19 protein-coding genes, 5 tRNA genes and 1 other RNA gene are annotated in these 19,099 nt (G+C 53.6%); 18 read left to right on the top strand and 7 right to left on the bottom strand.

Annotation, left to right across the window (positions count from 1 at the left end; all coding sequences use genetic code 11):
- The first annotated feature begins 121 nt into the window (after positions 1-121).
- The 15 genes from ybgC to pnuC all read left to right on the top strand — a co-directional run bounded on the left by ybgC (position 122) and on the right by pnuC (position 8,767).
- Positions 122-526 carry a tol-pal system-associated acyl-CoA thioesterase gene (gene ybgC, locus LCS67_RS15120; protein ID WP_001046240.1) on the top strand — a complete coding sequence of 135 codons (405 nt, stop codon included), beginning with the start codon at positions 122-124 and terminating at the stop codon, positions 524-526.
- Entirely contained in the window at positions 523-1,215 is a 693-nt protein-coding gene (tolQ, locus tag LCS67_RS15115) for a Tol-Pal system protein TolQ (protein ID WP_000131318.1), read from the top strand. Before ybgC ends, tolQ begins: the two co-directional genes overlap by 4 nt.
- 3 nt (positions 1,216-1,218) lie before the next feature.
- Positions 1,219-1,647, top strand: a complete 429-nt coding sequence (tolR, locus tag LCS67_RS15110; RefSeq protein WP_000124676.1) for a colicin uptake protein TolR — start codon at positions 1,219-1,221, stop codon at positions 1,645-1,647.
- A 64-nt stretch (positions 1,648-1,711) separates the two neighbouring features.
- Entirely contained in the window at positions 1,712-2,890 is a 1,179-nt protein-coding gene (tolA, locus tag LCS67_RS15105) for a cell envelope integrity protein TolA (RefSeq protein WP_000030588.1), read from the top strand.
- A gap of 123 nt (positions 2,891-3,013) precedes the next feature.
- Entirely contained in the window at positions 3,014-4,306 is a 1,293-nt protein-coding gene (gene tolB / locus LCS67_RS15100) for a Tol-Pal system beta propeller repeat protein TolB (protein ID WP_001562341.1), read from the top strand.
- A gap of 34 nt (positions 4,307-4,340) precedes the next feature.
- Positions 4,341-4,865 (top strand): peptidoglycan-associated lipoprotein Pal, encoded by a 525-nt coding sequence (gene pal, locus LCS67_RS15095; RefSeq protein WP_001176621.1) that lies wholly within the window; start codon positions 4,341-4,343, stop codon positions 4,863-4,865.
- A gap of 9 nt (positions 4,866-4,874) precedes the next feature.
- Complete coding sequence (gene cpoB / locus LCS67_RS15090; RefSeq protein WP_000097551.1) at positions 4,875-5,663, top strand: cell division protein CpoB; 789 nt, start codon at positions 4,875-4,877, stop codon at positions 5,661-5,663.
- Between the two features lie 164 nt (positions 5,664-5,827).
- Positions 5,828-5,903 (top strand) — tRNA-Lys (locus LCS67_RS15085).
- Positions 5,904-6,039: 136 nt separating this feature from the next.
- Positions 6,040-6,115 (top strand) — tRNA-Val (locus tag LCS67_RS15080).
- A 3-nt stretch (positions 6,116-6,118) separates the two neighbouring features.
- Positions 6,119-6,194: transfer RNA gene (locus LCS67_RS15075), tRNA-Lys, on the top strand.
- A 50-nt stretch (positions 6,195-6,244) separates the two neighbouring features.
- Positions 6,245-6,320 (top strand) — tRNA-Lys (locus LCS67_RS15070).
- A gap of 134 nt (positions 6,321-6,454) precedes the next feature.
- Positions 6,455-6,530, top strand: a tRNA-Lys gene (locus tag LCS67_RS15065).
- Positions 6,531-6,559: 29 nt separating this feature from the next.
- Positions 6,560-6,685: non-coding RNA, RtT sRNA (locus LCS67_RS15060), on the top strand.
- A gap of 294 nt (positions 6,686-6,979) precedes the next feature.
- A complete protein-coding gene (nadA, locus tag LCS67_RS15055; RefSeq protein WP_000115342.1) occupies positions 6,980-8,023 on the top strand; it encodes a quinolinate synthase NadA in 1,044 nt (347 codons plus the stop codon).
- A 24-nt stretch (positions 8,024-8,047) separates the two neighbouring features.
- Complete coding sequence (gene pnuC / locus LCS67_RS15050) at positions 8,048-8,767, top strand: nicotinamide riboside transporter PnuC (protein WP_000345376.1); 720 nt, start codon at positions 8,048-8,050, stop codon at positions 8,765-8,767.
- Here the strand turns inward: pnuC and zitB are convergent.
- Both zitB and LCS67_RS15040 read right to left on the bottom strand, forming a co-directional pair.
- Entirely contained in the window at positions 8,764-9,702 is a 939-nt protein-coding gene (zitB, locus tag LCS67_RS15045; protein ID WP_000951250.1) for a CDF family zinc transporter ZitB, read from the bottom strand. The genes pnuC and zitB overlap by 4 nt on opposite strands.
- Positions 9,703-9,812: 110 nt before the next feature.
- Positions 9,813-10,199 carry a YbgS-like family protein gene (locus tag LCS67_RS15040; protein WP_000784380.1) on the bottom strand — a complete coding sequence of 129 codons (387 nt, stop codon included), beginning with the start codon at positions 10,197-10,199 and terminating at the stop codon, positions 9,813-9,815.
- A 319-nt stretch (positions 10,200-10,518) separates the two neighbouring features.
- Between LCS67_RS15040 and aroG the strand changes: the two genes are divergently transcribed.
- The 3 genes from aroG (at position 10,519) to LCS67_RS15025 (ending at position 13,580) form a co-directional block, all read left to right on the top strand.
- Positions 10,519-11,571, top strand: coding sequence for a 3-deoxy-7-phosphoheptulonate synthase AroG (gene aroG / locus LCS67_RS15035; RefSeq protein ID WP_001528822.1), 1,053 nt, complete (start codon positions 10,519-10,521; stop codon positions 11,569-11,571).
- Positions 11,572-11,724: 153 nt separating this feature from the next.
- Entirely contained in the window at positions 11,725-12,804 is a 1,080-nt protein-coding gene (locus tag LCS67_RS15030) for a FecCD family ABC transporter permease (RefSeq protein WP_023137459.1), read from the top strand.
- Positions 12,804-13,580: an ABC transporter ATP-binding protein gene (locus LCS67_RS15025; RefSeq protein WP_001214710.1), complete on the top strand. Its 777-nt coding sequence runs from the start codon at positions 12,804-12,806 to the stop codon at positions 13,578-13,580. The genes LCS67_RS15030 and LCS67_RS15025 overlap by 1 nt, the downstream gene beginning before the upstream one ends.
- A gap of 90 nt (positions 13,581-13,670) precedes the next feature.
- Here LCS67_RS15025 and gpmA read toward each other — a convergent pair whose 3' ends face one another.
- From gpmA to galE, 5 genes are all read right to left on the bottom strand, one after another.
- Entirely contained in the window at positions 13,671-14,423 is a 753-nt protein-coding gene (gene gpmA / locus LCS67_RS15020; protein ID WP_000301554.1) for a 2,3-diphosphoglycerate-dependent phosphoglycerate mutase, read from the bottom strand.
- 223 nt (positions 14,424-14,646) lie between these two features.
- Positions 14,647-15,687: a galactose-1-epimerase gene (gene galM, locus LCS67_RS15015; protein ID WP_000931428.1), complete on the bottom strand. Its 1,041-nt coding sequence runs from the start codon at positions 15,685-15,687 to the stop codon at positions 14,647-14,649.
- Positions 15,681-16,829 carry a galactokinase gene (gene galK, locus LCS67_RS15010; protein WP_031570061.1) on the bottom strand — a complete coding sequence of 383 codons (1,149 nt, stop codon included), beginning with the start codon at positions 16,827-16,829 and terminating at the stop codon, positions 15,681-15,683. Before galK ends, galM begins: the two co-directional genes overlap by 7 nt.
- A gap of 2 nt (positions 16,830-16,831) precedes the next feature.
- Positions 16,832-17,878, bottom strand: a complete 1,047-nt coding sequence (gene galT, locus LCS67_RS15005; protein WP_000187473.1) for a galactose-1-phosphate uridylyltransferase — start codon at positions 17,876-17,878, stop codon at positions 16,832-16,834.
- Between the two features lie 10 nt (positions 17,879-17,888).
- On the bottom strand, positions 17,889-18,905 hold the full coding sequence (galE, locus tag LCS67_RS15000; protein ID WP_001265465.1) for a UDP-glucose 4-epimerase GalE: 1,017 nt from the start codon (positions 18,903-18,905) through the stop codon (positions 17,889-17,891).
- Positions 18,906-19,099 lie beyond the last annotated feature (194 nt).

Raw genomic sequence — 19,099 nt, 5'->3', positions numbered from 1 at the left:
CGTTTAAAAGCTCTACTTTTGTTGCATTACCGGGATGTAAAGTGAATACAAGGCGATATACAACGGCATTCTTGAGGCATTACGGCGGCAAGCGGATGACGCCAACAAAGAGGCTGCAGGGATGAATAAGTATATGTTTCGATGGCCAATTCGAGTTTATTACGAAGACACGGACGCCGGCGGTGTGGTTTATCACGCCAGCTATGTCGCTTTTTATGAAAGAGCGCGCACGGAGATGCTGCGTCACCATCACTTCAGCCAACAGGTGCTGCTGGCGGAGCGGGTCGCCTTTGTGGTGCGCAAGATGACGCTGGAATACTATGCGCCTGCGCGGCTCGACGATATGCTTGAAGTTCAAACAGAAATTACGTCAATGCGTGGCACCGCTTTGGTTTTCACGCAACGCATTGTCAACGCAGAGAACACGCTGCTAAATGAAGCAGAGGTTCTGATTGTTTGCGTTGATCCACTCAAAATGAAGCCTCGTGCGCTTCCTAAGTCTATTGTCGCGGAGTTTAAGCAGTGACTGACATGAATATCCTTGATTTGTTCCTGAAGGCAAGCCTTCTGGTTAAACTTATCATGTTGATTTTGATTGGTTTTTCAATAGCATCCTGGGCCATCATTATCCAGCGAACGCGTATCCTGAACGCCGCTGCGCGTGAGGCGGAAGCGTTTGAAGATAAATTCTGGTCCGGAATCGAACTATCGCGTCTGTACCAGGAAAGCCAGGGGAGACGCGATAGTCTGTCGGGCTCGGAACAAATCTTTTATAGCGGGTTCAAAGAGTTTGTCCGGCTCCATCGCGCCAACAGCCATGCGCCGGAGGCAGTGGTAGAGGGGGCGTCGCGTGCGATGCGCATCTCCATGAACCGAGAGCTGGAAACGCTGGAAACGCATATCCCGTTTCTTGGCACGGTAGGCTCTATCAGTCCTTATATCGGTCTGTTTGGCACCGTATGGGGGATTATGCATGCGTTTATCGCCCTGGGCGCGGTAAAACAGGCGACTCTGCAAATGGTTGCGCCGGGTATTGCCGAAGCATTGATTGCCACGGCGATTGGTCTGTTTGCCGCCATCCCTGCGGTTATGGCTTACAACCGACTGAATCAGCGCGTGAACAAGCTGGAACTGAATTACGACAACTTTATGGAAGAGTTCACCGCGATTCTGCACCGCCAGGCGTTTACCGTAAGCGAAAGCAACAAGGGGTAAGCCATGGCCAGAACGCGTGGACGAGGTCGCCGCGAACTTAAGTCCGAAATCAATATTGTACCGCTGCTCGACGTACTGTTGGTGCTGCTGCTGATCTTTATGGCAACCGCGCCGATCATTACCCAGAGCGTGGAAGTCGACTTGCCGGAGGCGAATCAGTCGCAGGCGGTCAGTAGTAACGACGATCCACCGGTCATTATTGAGGTTTCCGGAGTAGGGCAATACAGCGTAGTGGTTGATAAAGATCGAATGGATCAACTGCCGTCTGAACAGGTGATCGCAGAAGTAAAGCGTCATCTGCAGGCTAATCCGAAAACAGTCTTTTTAATCGGCGGCGCGAAAGAGGTGCCGTACGATGAAATAATTAAAGCGCTGAACTTGTTACACAGCGCGGGCGTAAAATCGGTTGGCTTAATGACGCAGCCAATCTGAAGTCTGCGTCCCGTTGGCTTGAAAGACGGCGAGTAACAGGCGAACAGTTTTTTGGGAACCGAGAGTGTCAAAGGCAACCGAACAAAACGACAAGCTCAAACGGGCGATAATTATTTCAGCCGTGCTGCATATCATCTTATTTGCAGTGCTGATCTGGAGTTCGTTTGATGAGCATATAGAGGCTTCTGCCGGCGGCGGCGGTGGTTCCGCTATCGACGCGGTGATGGTCGATCCTGGCGCCGTTGTGCAGCAGTACAACCGTCAGCAGGATCAACAGGCCAGCGCCAGACGCGCGGAAGAAGAGCGTAAAAAGCTGCAACAGCAGCAAGCAGAGGAGCTGCAGCAGAAGCAGGCTGCCGAACAGGAGCGGTTGAAACAACTTGAGAAAGAACGTTTAGCGGCTCAGGAGCAGCAAAAGCAGGCTGAAGAAGCGGCAAAACTGGCGCAACAGCAGCAGCAACAGGCCGAAGAAGCGGCGAAAGCGGCGGCGGACGCGAAGAAAAAAGCGGAGGCCGAGGCGGCGAAAGCGGCGGCGGACGCGAAGAAGAAAGCAGAGGCCGAGGCGGTAAAAGCGGCAGCGGACGCGAAGAAGAAAGCGGAAGCCGAAGCGGCGAAAGCGGCGGCGGACGCGAAGAAGAAAGCAGAGGCCGAAGCGGCGAAAGCTGCGGCGGAGGCGAAGAAGAAAGCGGAGGCCGAGGCGGCGAAAGCGGCGGCGGAGGCGAAGAAGAAAGCGGATGCCGCGGCGGCGAAAGCGGCGGCGGAGGCGAAGAAGAAAGCGGATGCCGCGGCGGCGAAAGCAGCGGCGGACGCTAAGAAGAAAGCGGCTGCCGAAAAAGCGGCCGCCGCAGAAGGCGTCGACGATCTGCTTGGCGATCTCAGCTCGGGTAAGAATGCGCCGAAAACCGGCGGCGGCGCGAAAGGGAATGGCCAGCCATCGAAAGATAGCGGTACATCGGGCGCTAACGGTGGGGCGACAGGCGCTGATATCAGCGCCTACGCGAAACAGATTCAGGTCGCCATTCAGAGCCGCCTGTATGATGCGAGCCTGTATCAGGGCAAACAATGTGTCTTGCATATTAGCCTGGCGCCGGATGGCTCATTAAAAAGCATTACGTCTGAGGGCGGCGATCCGGCGCTTTGTCAGGCGGCGTTAATGGCGGCAAAAACCGCGAAAATTCCTAAACCGCCAAGCCAGGCTGTTTATGAGAAAATAAAGGATGCCAAACTAGACTTTAAACTGTAGATACTTTTCTTTATGGAAGTTGGAGCAGTTGAGTTGTTACTGGTCCTGGTGGTTTTGTGTATTTGAGTTTGTTAACATTCTGCTAAATTATCGTGGGTCGCAGGCCCAGGTATGGGAGATATGATGAAGCAGGCATTACGAGTAGCATTTGGTTTTCTGATGCTGTGGGCGGCGGTGCTGCACGCAGAAGTCCGTATCGAGATCACCCAGGGGGTGGACTCGGCGCGACCGATTGGCGTTGTGCCTTTTAAATGGGCCGGGCCGGGCGCTGCGCCTGAAGATATCGGCGGCATCGTGGCGGCAGATTTACGCAATAGCGGTAAATTTAATCCGTTAGACCGGTCCCGACTGCCGCAGCAGCCAGCCACCGCTCAGGAAGTTCAGCCTACCGCATGGTCTGCGCTGGGTATTGATGCCGTCGTCGTTGGGCAGGTCACGCCGAATCCGGACGGTTCCTACAATGTTGCTTATCAGCTGGTTGACACTGGAGGCGCGCCGGGGACTGTACTGGCGCAAAACTCTTATAAAGTGAACAAGCAGTGGTTGCGTTATGCAGGTCATACCGCCAGTGACGAAGTCTTTGAAAAACTGACGGGCATTAAGGGCGCGTTCCGTACTCGTATCGCCTATGTGGTACAGACTAATGGCGGTCAGTTCCCGTATGAACTGCGTGTGTCGGATTACGATGGTTACAATCAGTTTGTGGTGCACCGTTCTCCGCAGCCGTTGATGTCTCCGGCGTGGTCTCCGGACGGCTCAAAACTGGCTTACGTGACATTTGAAAGCGGTCGCTCCGCGCTGGTTATCCAGACGCTGGCAAACGGCGCAGTGCGTCAGGTTGCGTCCTTCCCGCGTCACAACGGCGCGCCGGCCTTCTCGCCGGATGGGACGAAACTGGCGTTCGCGTTATCGAAAACCGGAAGTCTGAACCTGTACGTTATGGATCTTGCTTCCGGCCAGATTCGTCAGATAACGGACGGGCGTAGCAACAATACGGAGCCGACCTGGTTCCCGGACAGCCAGACTCTGGCCTTTACCTCTGACCAGGCTGGACGTCCGCAAGTGTATAAAATGAACATTAACGGCGGTGCGGCGCAGCGTATTACCTGGGAAGGTTCGCAAAACCAGGATGCGGATGTCAGCAGCGACGGTAAATTTATGGTAATGGTAAGCTCAAATAACGGGCAGCAGCACATTGCCAAACAAGATCTGGTGACGGGTGGCGTACAGGTTCTGTCGTCAACGTTCCTGGATGAAACGCCAAGTCTGGCACCTAACGGCACGATGGTAATCTACAGCTCTTCTCAGGGGATGGGATCTGTGCTGAATTTGGTTTCTACAGATGGGCGTTTCAAAGCGCGTCTTCCGGCAACTGATGGTCAGGTGAAATCGCCTGCCTGGTCGCCGTATCTGTGATAATAATTAATTGATTACTAAAGGAATTAAAGAAATGCAACTGAACAAAGTGCTGAAGGGCCTGATGATTGCCCTGCCTGTTATGGCAATCGCGGCATGTTCTTCCAACAAGAACGCCAGCAATGACGGTAGCGAAGGCGGCATGCTGAACGGCGCCGGCACTGGTATGGACGCTAACGGCAACGGCAACATGTCATCTGAAGAGCAAGCGCGTCTGCAGATGCAGCAGCTGCAGCAGAACAACATCGTTTACTTCGATCTCGACAAGTACGATATCCGTTCTGACTTCGCGGCAATGCTGGATGCGCACGCTAACTTCCTGCGTAGCAACCCGTCTTACAAAGTCACCGTAGAAGGTCACGCGGACGAACGTGGTACGCCTGAATACAACATCTCCCTGGGCGAACGTCGTGCTAACGCCGTTAAAATGTACCTGCAGGGTAAAGGTGTTTCCGCTGACCAGATCTCCATCGTTTCTTACGGTAAAGAAAAACCTGCCGTACTGGGCCACGACGAAGCGGCTTACGCTAAGAACCGTCGCGCTGTACTGGTTTACTAAGAGAATTGCATGAGCAGTAACTTCAGACATCACCTGTTGAGTCTGTCGTTACTGGTTGGCATAGCGGCCCCCTGGGCCGCTTTTGCTCAGGCGCCAATCAGTAGTGTCGGCTCAGGCTCGGTCGAAGACCGCGTCACTCAACTTGAGCGTATCTCTAACGCTCACAGCCAGCTTTTAACCCAACTTCAGCAGCAGCTCTCCGATAATCAGTCCGATATCGATTCTTTGCGCGGCCAAATCCAGGAAAATCAGTATCAACTGAATCAGGTGATGGAACGCCAGAAGCAAATTATGCTGCAGCTGGGGAGCTTAAATAATGGCGGCGCAGCGCAGCCAGCAGCTGGTGACCAGAGTGGGGCGGCAACCGCTGCGACCTCCGCTCCGGATGCCGGTACGGCAACCTCAGGGGCGCCGGTACAAAGTGGCGATGCGAATACCGATTACAATGCGGCAATTGCGCTGGTGCAGGATAAGTCTCGCCAGGATGATGCGATTGTGGCGTTTCAGAACTTCATCAAGAAATACCCTGATTCTACTTATCAGCCGAACGCCAATTACTGGCTGGGCCAGTTGAATTACAACAAGGGTAAAAAAGATGATGCCGCCTATTATTTCGCCTCGGTAGTAAAAAACTATCCTAAGTCGCCGAAGGCTGCGGACGCGATGTACAAAGTTGGCGTTATCATGCAGGACAAAGGTGATACGGCAAAAGCGAAAGCGGTTTATCAGCAGGTGATTAACAAATATCCTGGCACTGATGGCGCGAAACAGGCGCAAAAGCGTCTTAACGCGATGTAATGCGTACCATGCGACCAGAAAACGCCTTTTTTCTGGTCGCGTCGTGCGATTCCTAAGCAGTTGAGCCCCCTGCGTCGAAATTTTTGTTGCGCTCAAATCTGAAATCAGTAATATATGCCGCCGTTGCCACGGGATATTAAACAACTCGAAAGCAACGCAAAAGTGGGTCGTTAGCTCAGTTGGTAGAGCAGTTGACTTTTAATCAATTGGTCGCAGGTTCGAATCCTGCACGACCCACCAATCGTTCGGTGGAAACGAGAATAAAACGTGAAGGATAACGTTGCGTCAGCAACGGCCCGTAGGGCGAGGCGAAGCCGAGTCATCCTGCACGACCCACCGCTAACTTCGGTTAGTCAGTAATATCCAGCGTAGTATTGGGTGATTAGCTCAGCTGGGAGAGCACCTCCCTTACAAGGAGGGGGTCGGCGGTTCGATCCCGTCATCACCCACCACTCGGGTCGTTAGCTCAGTTGGTAGAGCAGTTGACTTTTAATCAATTGGTCGCAGGTTCGAATCCTGCACGACCCACCAATTTTCTAATTGGTGCCGAGTAAAAATATTTCAGGTAGTCCCCACCGTATGGGTCGTTAGCTCAGTTGGTAGAGCAGTTGACTTTTAATCAATTGGTCGCAGGTTCGAATCCTGCACGACCCACCAATATACAAGGTGGTAACTGGTAGAGAACGTGAAGGATAACGTTGCTTTAGCAACGGCCCGAAGGGCGAGGCGAAGCCGAGTCATCCTGCACGACCCACCATCCTGAATGATTGAAGCAGTAACCCTTATCCAAGGGGTCGTTAGCTCAGTTGGTAGAGCAGTTGACTTTTAATCAATTGGTCGCAGGTTCGAATCCTGCACGACCCACCAATGTAAAAAAGCGCCCTAAAGGCGCTTTTTTACTATCTGCAATATGGAAGATTCGAACCTGCCGCAGGTTTGGGTCTCACGCAGTGAGACAACGGAGCCGCTTGCGGCGACGGCCCGAAGGGCGAGCGAAGCGAGTCATCCTGCACGACCCACCAATGTAAAAAAGCGCCCTAAAGGCGCTTTTTTGCTATCTGCGATATGGAAGATTCGAACCTGTCGCAGGTTCGGGTCTTGCCTGATGCGCTGCGCTTATCAGGCCTACAGACGGCACCGCTCACGTAGGCCAGATAAGACGTTACGCCGCCATCAGATACGGGGCTACGTAATTATTGTGACTTTCCTTATTGAATCAGCTATCTTGTTTAGCATATAAAACAAATTAACCGATTGTGGCGTTTATTACGCTTTCATTCGGTTGTTTCGTTAAGTCAGTAAAACGAGAAGCCACGATGAGCGTAATGTTTGACCCACAAGCCGCAATCTACCCGTTCCCGCCGAAACCAACGCCGTTGAACGACGATGAAAAGCAATTTTATCGTGAGAAAATCAAGCGGTTGCTCAAAGAGCGCAATGCCGTCATGGTGGCGCACTACTACACCGATCCGGAAATTCAACAGTTGGCAGAAGAAACCGGCGGCTGTATTTCCGACTCGCTGGAAATGGCCCGTTTCGGCGCGAAGCACGCCGCATCCACGCTGCTGGTAGCGGGCGTACGGTTTATGGGGGAAACCGCCAAAATCCTCAGCCCGGAAAAAACCATTCTTATGCCTACCCTGGCGGCGGAATGTTCGCTGGATTTAGGCTGCCCAATAGACGAATTTAGCGCTTTTTGTGATGCGCATCCTGACAGAACCGTAGTGGTCTATGCTAACACCTCGGCTGCTGTTAAAGCGCGTGCGGACTGGGTTGTGACCTCCAGTATCGCCGTAGAACTGATTGAGCATCTGGATAGTTTGGGGGAAAAAATTATCTGGGCGCCGGACAGACACTTGGGGAATTACGTGCAAAAACAGACCGGGGCCGATGTACTGTGTTGGCAAGGGGCATGTATCGTGCATGACGAGTTTAAAACCCAGGCGTTGACCCGTTTAAAAAAAATCTATCCCGATGCCGCTCTTCTGGTTCACCCTGAATCGCCGCAGTCCATTGTCGAAATGGCCGATGCGGTGGGCTCCACCAGTCAGCTTATTAAGGCGGCAGAAACGCTGCCGCACAGACAGCTTATCGTGGCGACCGATCGCGGCATCTTCTACAAAATGCAGCAGGCGGTGCCTGAAAAAGAGCTGCTTGAAGCGCCCACGGCTGGCGAGGGGGCGACCTGCCGTAGCTGCGCGCACTGTCCGTGGATGGCGATGAATGGCCTGAAAGCCATTGCTGAAGGGCTGGAGCAGGGAGGCGCGGCGCATGAAATACAGGTTGATGCGGCGCTACGCGAGGGCGCATTACTGCCCCTCAACCGGATGCTGGATTTTGCGACTACACTTCGGGCGTAAAGACGGAAATCTTTGGGGGAGAGAATGGATTTTTTTAGTACGCACAACATACTGATTCATATTCCGATTGGCGCTGGCGGGTACGATCTCTCGTGGATTGAGGCGGTAGGAACCATCGCCGGCCTGCTCTGTATTTGGCTTGCCAGTCTGGAGAAGATCAGCAACTACTTTTTTGGGCTGGTTAACGTCACCCTGTTTGCGATTATTTTCTTTCAGATCCAGCTTTATGCCAGCCTGTTGCTGCAACTCTTTTTCTTTGCCGCCAATGTTTATGGCTGGTATGCGTGGTCTCGGCAAACAAATGATAATGAAGCCGAGCTTAAAATCCGCTGGCTGCCGTTGCCAAAAGCAATGGCATGGCTGGCGATATGTGTGATAGCCATTGGTTTGATGACGCGATATATCGATCCCGTATTCGCCGTCCTGACGCGCGTGGCCGTCGCCATTATGCAGATGCTGGGGTTACAGGTGACAATGCCCGTACTGCAACCGGACGCTTTCCCGTTCTGGGACTCTTGCATGATGGTGCTGTCTATCGCGGCGATGATTCTGATGACACGCAAATATGTCGAAAACTGGCTCCTGTGGGTGGTAATCAACGTGATCAGTGTGGTGATTTTTGCTTTGCAGGGCGTCTATGCGATGTCGCTGGAATATCTGATCCTGACATTTATCGCCGTGAACGGTAGCCGCCTGTGGATAAACAGCGCGCGGGAGCGAGGATCGCGCGCGCTTTCCCGTTAATGGTGATGAACATGCCCGGATGGCGTCTGATTCAGATGACAGTCCGGGCCGTGACACACTTGATACTCCATCTGAATCGTAGCGTGCGCAATATGGTATTCGTGCATCAGAAAATCCTGGATACGTTCCAGCAGCGCATCATGGTCGTGTGGCGGAATGACCTGAGCGTGCAACGTCATGACCGGTTTTTCGCCGACCATCCAGACATGCACATGGTGTACGTTGCGGACTTCGGGGATTTCCCGGCTTAAATGGCGCTGTAAGGCATTAATATCCAGCGAAACCGGCGCGCCTTCCAGCAATTCGTTGACGCTATCTTTTAACAAACGCCAGGCGCTGCGTAGCACCAGTACCGAAACCAGAATAGAGAGAATCGGGTCCGCTGGCGTCCAGCCCGTCCAGATAATGATCAACGCGGCGACTATTGCGCCGACGGAACCCAGCAAATCGCCCATCACATGTAGCGCGGCAGCGCGCACGTTCAGATTTTTTTCATCGCTTCCCCGATGGAGAATCCAGAATGCAAACAGGTTCGCCAGCAGACCCGCGACCGCAATCACCATCATCAGATTACCCGCCACCGGACGTGGCGTGTAAAAGCGCTCTATCGCTTCCCAGACAATGAGAAGGGTAATGACCACCAACGCAATGGCATTCACAAAGGCCGCCAGTGTGGTGAGTCTTAGCCAGCCAAAAGTGTGGCGAACAGTCGGGGGGCGACGGGAAAATTGAACCGCCAGCAGCGCAAAGAGAAGGGCCGCCGCGTCGGTGAGCATATGTCCCGCATCCGCCAACAACGCCAGAGAGCCGGAGAGTATCCCGCCCACCACCTCAAGGAGCATAAATCCGGCAGTGACGATAAAGGCGAAAAGCAGGCGACGAGCATTATTATCTTTCGGCAGGTGTGAATCGGCATGAGAGTGTGAGTGCGCCATAACGTCATTCCTTTGTTATTCTCATCAATACTGTAGACATCATACTGATTTTTCGCTGACAAAATAAAAAGGAGAGCGAAAGCTCTCCCGTTATCAGACTTTTTTCTGCATTACTGTGTGGTACCGTCGGTTTTGGTATTCACGTCATTATTGACGCCATTACCGGTTTCCACTTTTTTATTAATATCCGGGCAGCGACCGTCTTTACACATGGTATTTTTATGCTCTTCATCCTTGGTCATTCCATCATGATTCATGGTTGAACCGTCCGGATGCTGCATCGTGCTGTTAGTATTGCCGTTGGTATTGATGTCGTTGTTATTCACATCATTTGGCGCCACATTCTGGCGGGCGTCCGGGGCAACCTGACCGGCATTTGCCGCCGAGTTCGCCTGGCCATTACTGGATTGCGCGTTAGATTCAGCAGCTAACGCTGCGCCGCTGGCAAGGCCGAGGGTAGCGGTGAGTAAAAGCGTAGTCAGTTTTGTCATTTTCATAAGATGCTCCTGTTATGGTGGATATGTCGGATAACCTCTTCCAACAGTGCACGTGTCAGTCAAATCCTCAAATAAGGGATAAAAAGCGTTCGCCGCCGCAGGTTAACGCAGCAGAGAATCTTGCAATAATTCATAAACAGAGTGGTTACAGTTAAAAAGTGTAGGTTAGATCCCATTTTTCGCTACATTTGTGCGTTTTTTTCCTGAATTCCAGGATTATTCCGTTCAAAGTGTAAAAGCCCGTTTACACTATTTAATTGAAGAGATAGATTGGAGGGATTGCATTCATTGGGATAAGTACGGCAACACTGGAATAAACATGAATTATCAGAACGACGATTTACGCATTAAAGAAATCAACGAGTTATTACCTCCGGTCGCGCTGCTGGAAAAGTTTCCCGCCACGGAAAATGCAGCAAATACCGTTGCTCACGCGCGCAAAGCCATCCATAAAATTCTCAAAGGCAATGACGATCGTCTGCTGGTGGTGATCGGTCCTTGTTCAATTCATGATCCGGCAGCGGCGAAAGAGTATGCCGCCCGTTTGCTGGCGCTACGCGATGAGCTTCAAGGCGAGCTTGAAATTGTTATGCGCGTCTATTTTGAGAAACCGCGTACTACCGTCGGCTGGAAAGGGCTGATTAACGATCCGCACATGGATAACAGCTTCCAGATTAACGACGGTCTGCGTATTGCGCGCAAACTGCTGCTGGATATTAACGACAGCGGCCTGCCTGCCGCCGGCGAATTCCTCGATATGATCACGCCGCAATATCTGGCCGATCTGATGAGCTGGGGTGCCATTGGCGCGCGGACTACTGAATCCCAGGTTCATCGCGAACTGGCGTCTGGCCTCTCTTGTCCGGTCGGTTTTAAAAATGGTACTGATGGCACGATTAAAGTCGCCATTGACGCCATCAACGCCGCCGGCGCGCCGCATTGCTTCCTCTCCGTCACTAAATGGGGTCATTCGGCGATTGTGAATACCAGCGGCAACGGCGACTGCCATATCATTCTGCGCGGCGGTAAAGCGCCAAACTATAGTGCGCAACATGTTGCTGAGGTGAAAGAAGGCCTCACCAAAGCGGGACTGACGCCGCAGGTCATGATCGATTTCAGCCATGCCAACTCCTGTAAGCAATTTCAAAAGCAGATGGAGGTTTGCGCCGATGTCTGCCAGCAGATAGCGGGCGGTGAACAAGCGATTATTGGCGTGATGGTAGAGAGTCATCTGGTAGAAGGCAACCAGAGTCTGGAAAGCGGTCAGCCGCTGACCTACGGTAAAAGCATTACTGACGCCTGTATTGGCTGGGAAGATACCGATGCGCTGCTTCGTCAGTTGTCGGCAGCGGTAAAAGCCCGTCGTGGCTAATCTTTATTACGTCTTAAACCGGCCCGTAAGGCCGGTTTTTTATTTGGAAACCGGTGAGATAGGCCACCGTGTCATCAATCGAAATATAAATAAATATATAACGAAATAATTCGGCGCTATAATTCTCCTCTGATTAATAACGTAGCCCGAACCATGACCTGTCAGGACAAATCACTTTTAGCCCCCGGTTTCGCTTCCACGCCCGTCATTCCGCGCTATCGCCAGATCATACGCAAACGGGCTGTGCTCATGTTAGCTATTGCGCTGGCGATGATGGCTTCACTGATGGTGGATGTAACCTGTGGGTCTTCTGGTTTACCGCTCAGTGCGCTGTGGCAGGCCCTTTTCCAGCCGGAAAAGGTGAATGCGGGCATACACGTTATTGTCTGGGATATTCGTTTACCCTATGCCCTGATGGCGCTGCTGGTAGGCATGGCGTTAGGGTTAGCGGGCGCCGAAATGCAAACCATTTTAAATAATCCGCTGGCGACGCCGTTTACCCTTGGCGTATCGTCCGCGGCGGCTTTTGGCGCTGCGCTGGCGATTGTGTTGGGGATCGGTATTCCCGGTATTCCAGCCGCCTGGTTTATCCCGGCCAATGCGTTCATCTTTGCACTTTTATCCGCGTTACTACTGGACGGTATTACCCGTTGGACAGGCGTCGCCGCATCCGGAGTGGTGTTGTTCGGCATTGCGCTGGTATTCACCTTTAACGCGTTGGTCGCCATTATGCAGTTTGTGGCTGATGAAGATACGCTGCAGGGGCTGGTATTCTGGACGATGGGGAGCCTGGTCCGCGCGTCGTGGGAAAAATTGGGCGTACTGGCCGTGGTGTTTATTGCTGTGCTTTTTTGCGCGTTACGAAGCGCCTGGCAACTCACGGCATTACGTCTGGGCGAAGAGAGGGCGATGAGCTTTGGGATTCATGTCCGCCGTTTACGCCTGCTGTCATTGTTGCGTATCAGCTTGTTATCAGCGCTGGCGGTAGCTTTCGTCGGGCCGATTGGTTTTATTGGTCTCGTTGCGCCGCACATTGCGCGAATACTTTTGGGGGAAGATCACCGTTTCTACCTTCCGGGCAGCGTGCTGATAGGCGGGCTGGTGTTATCGCTGGCCTCTATTGCGGCGAAAAATAGTGTTCCGGGCGTCATGGTGCCGGTGGGGATTGTCACCTCGCTGGTCGGGGTTCCGTTCTTTTTAAGCATTGTATTGCGACATCGGGGGAGTCTCTGATGCGCGGGTTAATGCTCCGCTCATTTAGCGCCGGCTATTCCACTCAGCCGGTTATTGCAGATCTCAACGTTCCCTTACTGCCGCGCGGGAAAATTACCATTTTGCTGGGGCCGAACGGCTGTGGTAAATCGACGTTACTACGTTCGCTGGCCGGGCTGAATAACGCCGACGGCGAGGCGCTGCTTGATGGCGAAGATCTCATGTCGTTATCGTTTGCCGAGCGGGCGCAGAAAGTTGTGTTTTTGCCGCAGTCATTACCGCAGGGCGTGCATCTGCATGTACTGGAGTCGATTATCGTGGTACTGCGGGCATCAGGCGGCAGAGACAATGCGCAGGGCAGAGCGCAGATACTGGCTATCCTTGAGCAATTGGGCATAACGCATCTGGCGTTGCAGTATCTCGACCAGCTTTCCGGCGGTCAGCGGCAGTTAGTGGGGCTGGCGCAATCGCTGATTCGTCGCCCTGAACTTCTGTTGCTGGATGAGCCGCTCAGCGCGCTGGATTTAAACTATCAGTTTCACGTAATGGATCTCGTGCGTCGGGATACCCAGGCGCAAAATAGGGTAACGATAGTCGTGGCGCATGACATTAATATTGCACTGCGTCATGGTGACCATGTCCTGATGCTAAAAGACGGCAGGCTGGTCGCCAGCGGCGCGCCGGAGACGGTGATTACTGCGGAGCGTCTGGCTGAAGTGTACCGGGTACGAGGACGCGTGGAGCGCTGTTCGCAGGGGAAATTGCAGGTGGTGCTGGACGGCGTGATCGCTGTTTAAGACATATTGCCTGATGGCGCTGCGCTTATCCGGCCTACCCATTGCTCGTAGGCCGGATAAGGCAGTTATACCGCCATCCGGCAAAGGTGATTACTTCGCTTTACCCTGATTCGCCACGGCAGCCGCTTTCGCAGCGATCTCGTCAGCGTTGCCCAGATAGTAATGTTTGATCGGCTTGAAGTTTTCGTCGAACTCATACACCAGCGGCACGCCGGTCGGGATGTTTAACTCAAGGATCTCATCTTCACTCATGTTATCCAGGTATTTCACCAGCGCACGCAATGAATTACCGTGAGCGGCGATGATCACGCGCTCACCGCTCTTCATACGCGGCAGGATGGTGTCGTTCCAGTAAGGAATAACGCGGTCGATGGTCAGCGCCAGACTTTCGGTCAACGGCAGCTCTTTCTCGCTCAGTTTGGCATAACGTGGATCGTGACCCGGATAACGCTCATCATCTTTGGTCAGTTCCGGCGGCGTCACGGCAAAACCGCGGCGCCACTGTTTAACCTGCTCGTCACCATATTTTTCTGCCGTTTCCGCTTTATTCAGCCCCTGCAACGCGCCATAGTGACGTTCATTGAGTTTCCAGGATTTTTCCACCGGTAGCCACGCCTGATCCAGTTCATCCAGTACGTTCCACAGCGTATGGATAGCGCGTTTCAGTACGGAAGTGTAGGCAAAATCAAAGCTGAAACCTTCTTCTTTTAGCAGTTTACCCGCTGCTTTTGCTTCGCTTACGCCTTTTTCAGACAGGTCAACATCATACCAGCCGGTGAAACGGTTCTCTTTGTTCCATTGACTTTCACCGTGACGTACCAGAACCAGCTTAGTTACAGCCATACTCTCACTCCTATAAATCATATGTAATGATAATAATTCTCATTATATTGCCGCGAGGTGTTGGCGGCAATGCTTACGCATAACCATAGCGAAAATAGTGGCGCAGTGTAAGGTTCTTGTGAACTCAGAGTTGCGATTTTGTCTTTAAGTGGTGGAGGTTTGAGCAGGGCAATGGCGCGTAGGCCCGATAAGCTTGCGCCATCGGGCATGTAGCGGCATATCGTTAGAACGGAATAAACTGATACTCGGTCAGGCTGGCGTACTCCTCGCCAGGGCGAAGGATACAGTCAGGCTGCGGCCATTCAGGATGATTCGGACTGTCCGGCAGCAGTTCGCTTTCCAGCGCCAGCCCTTGCCAGTCGGCATAAGGTTCCGGCCCGCGGGAAGGCGTACCCGCCAGATAATTGCCGGAATAAAACTGTAGCGCCGGGGCGGTGGTGTAAACCATCATTTGTAGCTTTCCATCCTGTGACCACAGACGGGCCGCCGGCTTTTTGCCATCACCCTGCGTCTGTAGCAGGAAAGCATGATCGTAGCCTTTAACCTTGCGCTGATCGTCATCGGCGAGAAACTCGCTGGCAATGACTTTTGGCATCCGGAAGTCAAACGAGGTATTGGCTACCGATTTTAGCCCCTGGCGTGGAATACCGGATTCATCTACCGGCAGATACTCATCCGCCAGAATTTGCAGCTTATGTTGGCGCACGTCAGTCCGATCGCCGTCCAGATTAAAATAGACGTGGTTGGTCAAATTCACCGGACAGGGTTTATCGACCGTTGCCCGGTAAGTGATGGAGATTCTATTGTCATCGGTCAAACGATATTGCGCCGTGGCGCAAAGATGGCCAGGAAAGCCCTGGTCGCCGTCATCAGAGGTGAGCGCGAATAATACCTGGCGATCGTTCTGGTTCACAATTTGCCAGCGGCGCTTGTCAAAGCCTTCCGGTCCGCCGTGTAGCTGGTTCTCGCCCTGGCTTGGGCTTAACTGTACGGTTTCGCCGGCAAACGTATAACGGCTATTGGCGATACGGTTCGCGTAACGGCCAATAGAGGCGCCGAGGAACGACGTCTGTTCAGGGTAGTGTTCCGGGCTGGCGCAGCCCAGCAATGCTTCCCGAACGCTGCCGTCAGACAGCGGAATACGGGCGGAAAGAAGAGTGGCTCCCCAGTCCATCAGCGTTACCACCATCCCTGCGCTGTTGCGCAGGGTTAGCAGGCGGTACGGTTGACCATCGGGGGCCAGTGCGGGCGTTTCATTTAGCACTGTCCTGCTCCTTGTGACGGTTTGCATACATAAAAGGTTTCTTTGATTCCGGTTTTCGCTTCGTACTGTTGCGCAACGGCCTGCTGCACAGCGGGAACCAGATCTTCCGGGATCAGCGCGACAACACAGCCGCCAAAGCCGCCGCCGGTCATGCGCACGCCGCCTCGATCGCCGATGGTCGCTTTGACAATGTCTACCAGCGTGTCTATCTGCGGGACGGTAATTTCGAAATCATCGCGCATTGAGGCATGGGACTCCGCCATCAGTTGGCCCATACGTTGCAAATCACCTTTCTCCAGCGCGCTTGCCGCTTCAACGGTGCGCGCATTTTCGCTCAATACATGGCGAACGCGTTTTGCGACTACCGGGTCCAGTTCGCTGGCAACGGCATTGAACGCCTCAAGGCTGACATCGCGCAGGGCCGGCTGCTGGAAGAAACGGGCGCCGGTTTCGCACTGTTCACGGCGGGTATTATACTCGCTGCCCACCAGAGTGCGCTTAAAGTTACTGTTGATGATCACCACGGCGACACCTTTCGGCATGGAAACCGCTTTGGCGCCGAGCGTACGGCAATCAATCAGCAGCGCATGATCTTTTTTGCCGAGCGCAGAGATGAGCTGATCCATAATGCCGCAGTTACAGCCGACAAACTGGTTCTCGGCCTCTTGTCCGTTGAGCGCAATTTGCGCGCCGTCCAGCGGCAGGTGATAAAGCTGCTGGAAGACGGTGCCCACCGCCACTTCCAGCGAGGCGGAGGAGCTTAACCCGGCCCCCTGCGGCACATTGCCGCTGATGACCATATCCACGCCGCCAAACGCGTTGTTACGCTGCTGCAGGTGTTTCACTACGCCGCGCACATAGTTTGACCACTGCTGGCTATCGTGGGTCACGATCGGCGCATCCAGTGAAAATTCGTCCACCTGATTGTCGTAATCGGCGGCAATCACCCGTACGGTACGATCGTCGCGCGGCGTACAGCTAATTACGGTCTGGTAATCGATAGCGCAGGGCAGAACAAAACCATCATTGTAATCAGTGTGCTCGCCGATCAGATTGACGCGGCCTGGCGCCTGAATCGTGTGGGTGGCAGGGTAGCCGAAAATTTCAGCAAACAGCGCGCGCGTTTTCTCTTTCAGATTCATTTTTATACTCCGGATTCGCGAAAATGGATGTCGCTGACCGCGCGCAGGCGTTCAGCCGCTTGTTCTGCGGTTAAATCACGCTGGGTTTCCGCCAGCATTTCATAGCCGACCATAAATTTACGGACGGTCGCAGAGCGCAGCAGCGGCGGATAAAAGTGCGCGTGCAACTGCCAGTGTGCGTTTTCTTCACCGTTAAACGGCGCGCCGTGCCAGCCCATTGAGTAGGGGAAGGAACACTGAAACAGGTTGTCATAACGACTGGTCAGCTTTTTCAACGCCAGCGCCAGAGAGTCGCGCTGCTCGTCGCTTAAATCGGTAATGCGCAGGACATGCGTTTTGGGTAACAGTAGCGTTTCGAACGGCCACGCTGCCCAGTAAGGCACCACCGCCAGCCAGTGTTCGGTTTCGACCACGGTGCGGCTGCCGTCCGCCAGTTCCCGCTGGACATAATCCACCAGCATTGGCGAGCGCTGCTCGGCGAAGTAGGCTTTTTGTAAACGATCTTCGCGTTCGGCCTCATTCGGCAGGAAGCTGTTGGCCCAGACCTGTCCATGCGGATGCGGGTTCGAACAGCCCATCGCCGCGCCTTTATTTTCAAAGACCTGCACCCACGGATAGGTTTTGCCTAACTCGGCGGTCTGCGTTTGCCAGGTTCTGACGATTTCCGTCAGCGCGGGCAGGCTCAACTCCGGCAGCGTTTTACTGTGATCGGGAGAAAAACAGATCACGCGGCTGGTGCCGCGCGCGCTCTGGCAGCGCATCAGCGGATCGTGGCTGTCCGGCGCATCCGGCGTGTCGGCCATCAGCGCCGCGAAATCGTTAGTAAAGACGTAAGTCCCTTTGTAATCGGGATTTTTATCGCCGGTGACACGCGTATTGCCCGCACACAGGAAGCAGTCCGGATCGTGGGCCGGCAGCATTTGCTGGGACGGCGTTTCCTGCGCCCCCTGCCAGGGGCGTTTTGCGCGATGCGGCGAAACCAGAACCCACTGGCCGGTAAGCGGGTTATAACGGCGATGCGGATGATCGATGGGATTAAATGGGGTCATAACAACGTCCTTAATCTGGGTATCCCTGCGGATGGCGTGACTGCCAGTGCCAGGTGTCCTGCGCCATTTCGTCAAGCGTGCGGGTGACGCGCCAGTTCAGCTCGCGATCGGCTTTGCTGGCATCCGCCCAATACGCCGGGAGATCGCCGTCGCGGCGCGGCGCGAAGTGGTAATTAATGGGTTTACCGCAGGCTTTACTAAAGGCGTTGACCACATCCAGGACGCTACTGCCGACACCCGCGCCGAGGTTATAAATATGTACGCCGGATTTGTCCGCCAGTTTTTCCATCGCCACGACGTGCCCGTCGGCTAAGTCCATAACGTGAATGTAATCGCGTACGCCGGTGCCATCCTCGGTCGGGTAATCGTTGCCGAAAACGGCGAGCGATTCGCGACGACCCACGGCGACCTGGGCGATATAGGGCATCAGGTTATTCGGAATACCTTGCGGATCTTCTCCCATGTCGCCCGACGGGTGCGCGCCGACCGGATTGAAATAACGCAGCAGCGCAATACTCCACTCCGGCTGGGCTTTTTGCAGATCGGTGAGGATCTGTTCTACCATCAATTTACTTTTGCCGTAGGGGCTTTGCGGCGTGCCGGTAGGAAAACTTTCGACGTAAGGAATTTTGGGCTGATCGCCATAAACGGTGGCGGAGGAGCTAAAAATAAGGTTTTTAACGTTGGCCGCACGCATGGCGCTGACCAACCGCAGCGTACCGTTGACGTTGTTGTCATAGTACTCCAGCGGCCTGGCGACCGATTCGCCGACGGCTTTCAGGCCGGCAAAGTGAATCACGGTATCAATCGCGTGATCGTGCAGAATTTCGGTTATAAGCGCTTCGTTGCGAATATCGCCTTCGACAAAGGTCGGGTGCTTACCGCCCAGACGTTCAATAACGGGCAGCACGCTGCGCTTGCTGTTGCAGAGGTTATCGAGGATGACGACGTCATGACCATTTTGCAGCAATTGTACGCAGGTATGACTTCCAATGTAACCGCTACCACCTGTAACCAATACTCTCATAATTCGCTCCGTTAAGCCTATGGTATGGAATAACCATAGCATAACAAAGATGCGAAAAGTGTGACATGTAATAAATTAGTGGAATCGTTTACACGCTGGTGATTTTACGCATTTATATCAATTAAATGATTACAAATCATCTGGCTTGAGAATGCTTCTGCTTTTTATCCGAAAAAAGGCGCGTTACGCGCCTG

Source organism: Salmonella sp. A7, from assembly GCF_020181675.1.
GTDB lineage: Bacteria > Pseudomonadota > Gammaproteobacteria > Enterobacterales > Enterobacteriaceae > Salmonella > Salmonella enterica.
Note: the sequence above shows the minus strand (reverse complement) of the source record. Positions and strands in the feature narration are given on the sequence as shown.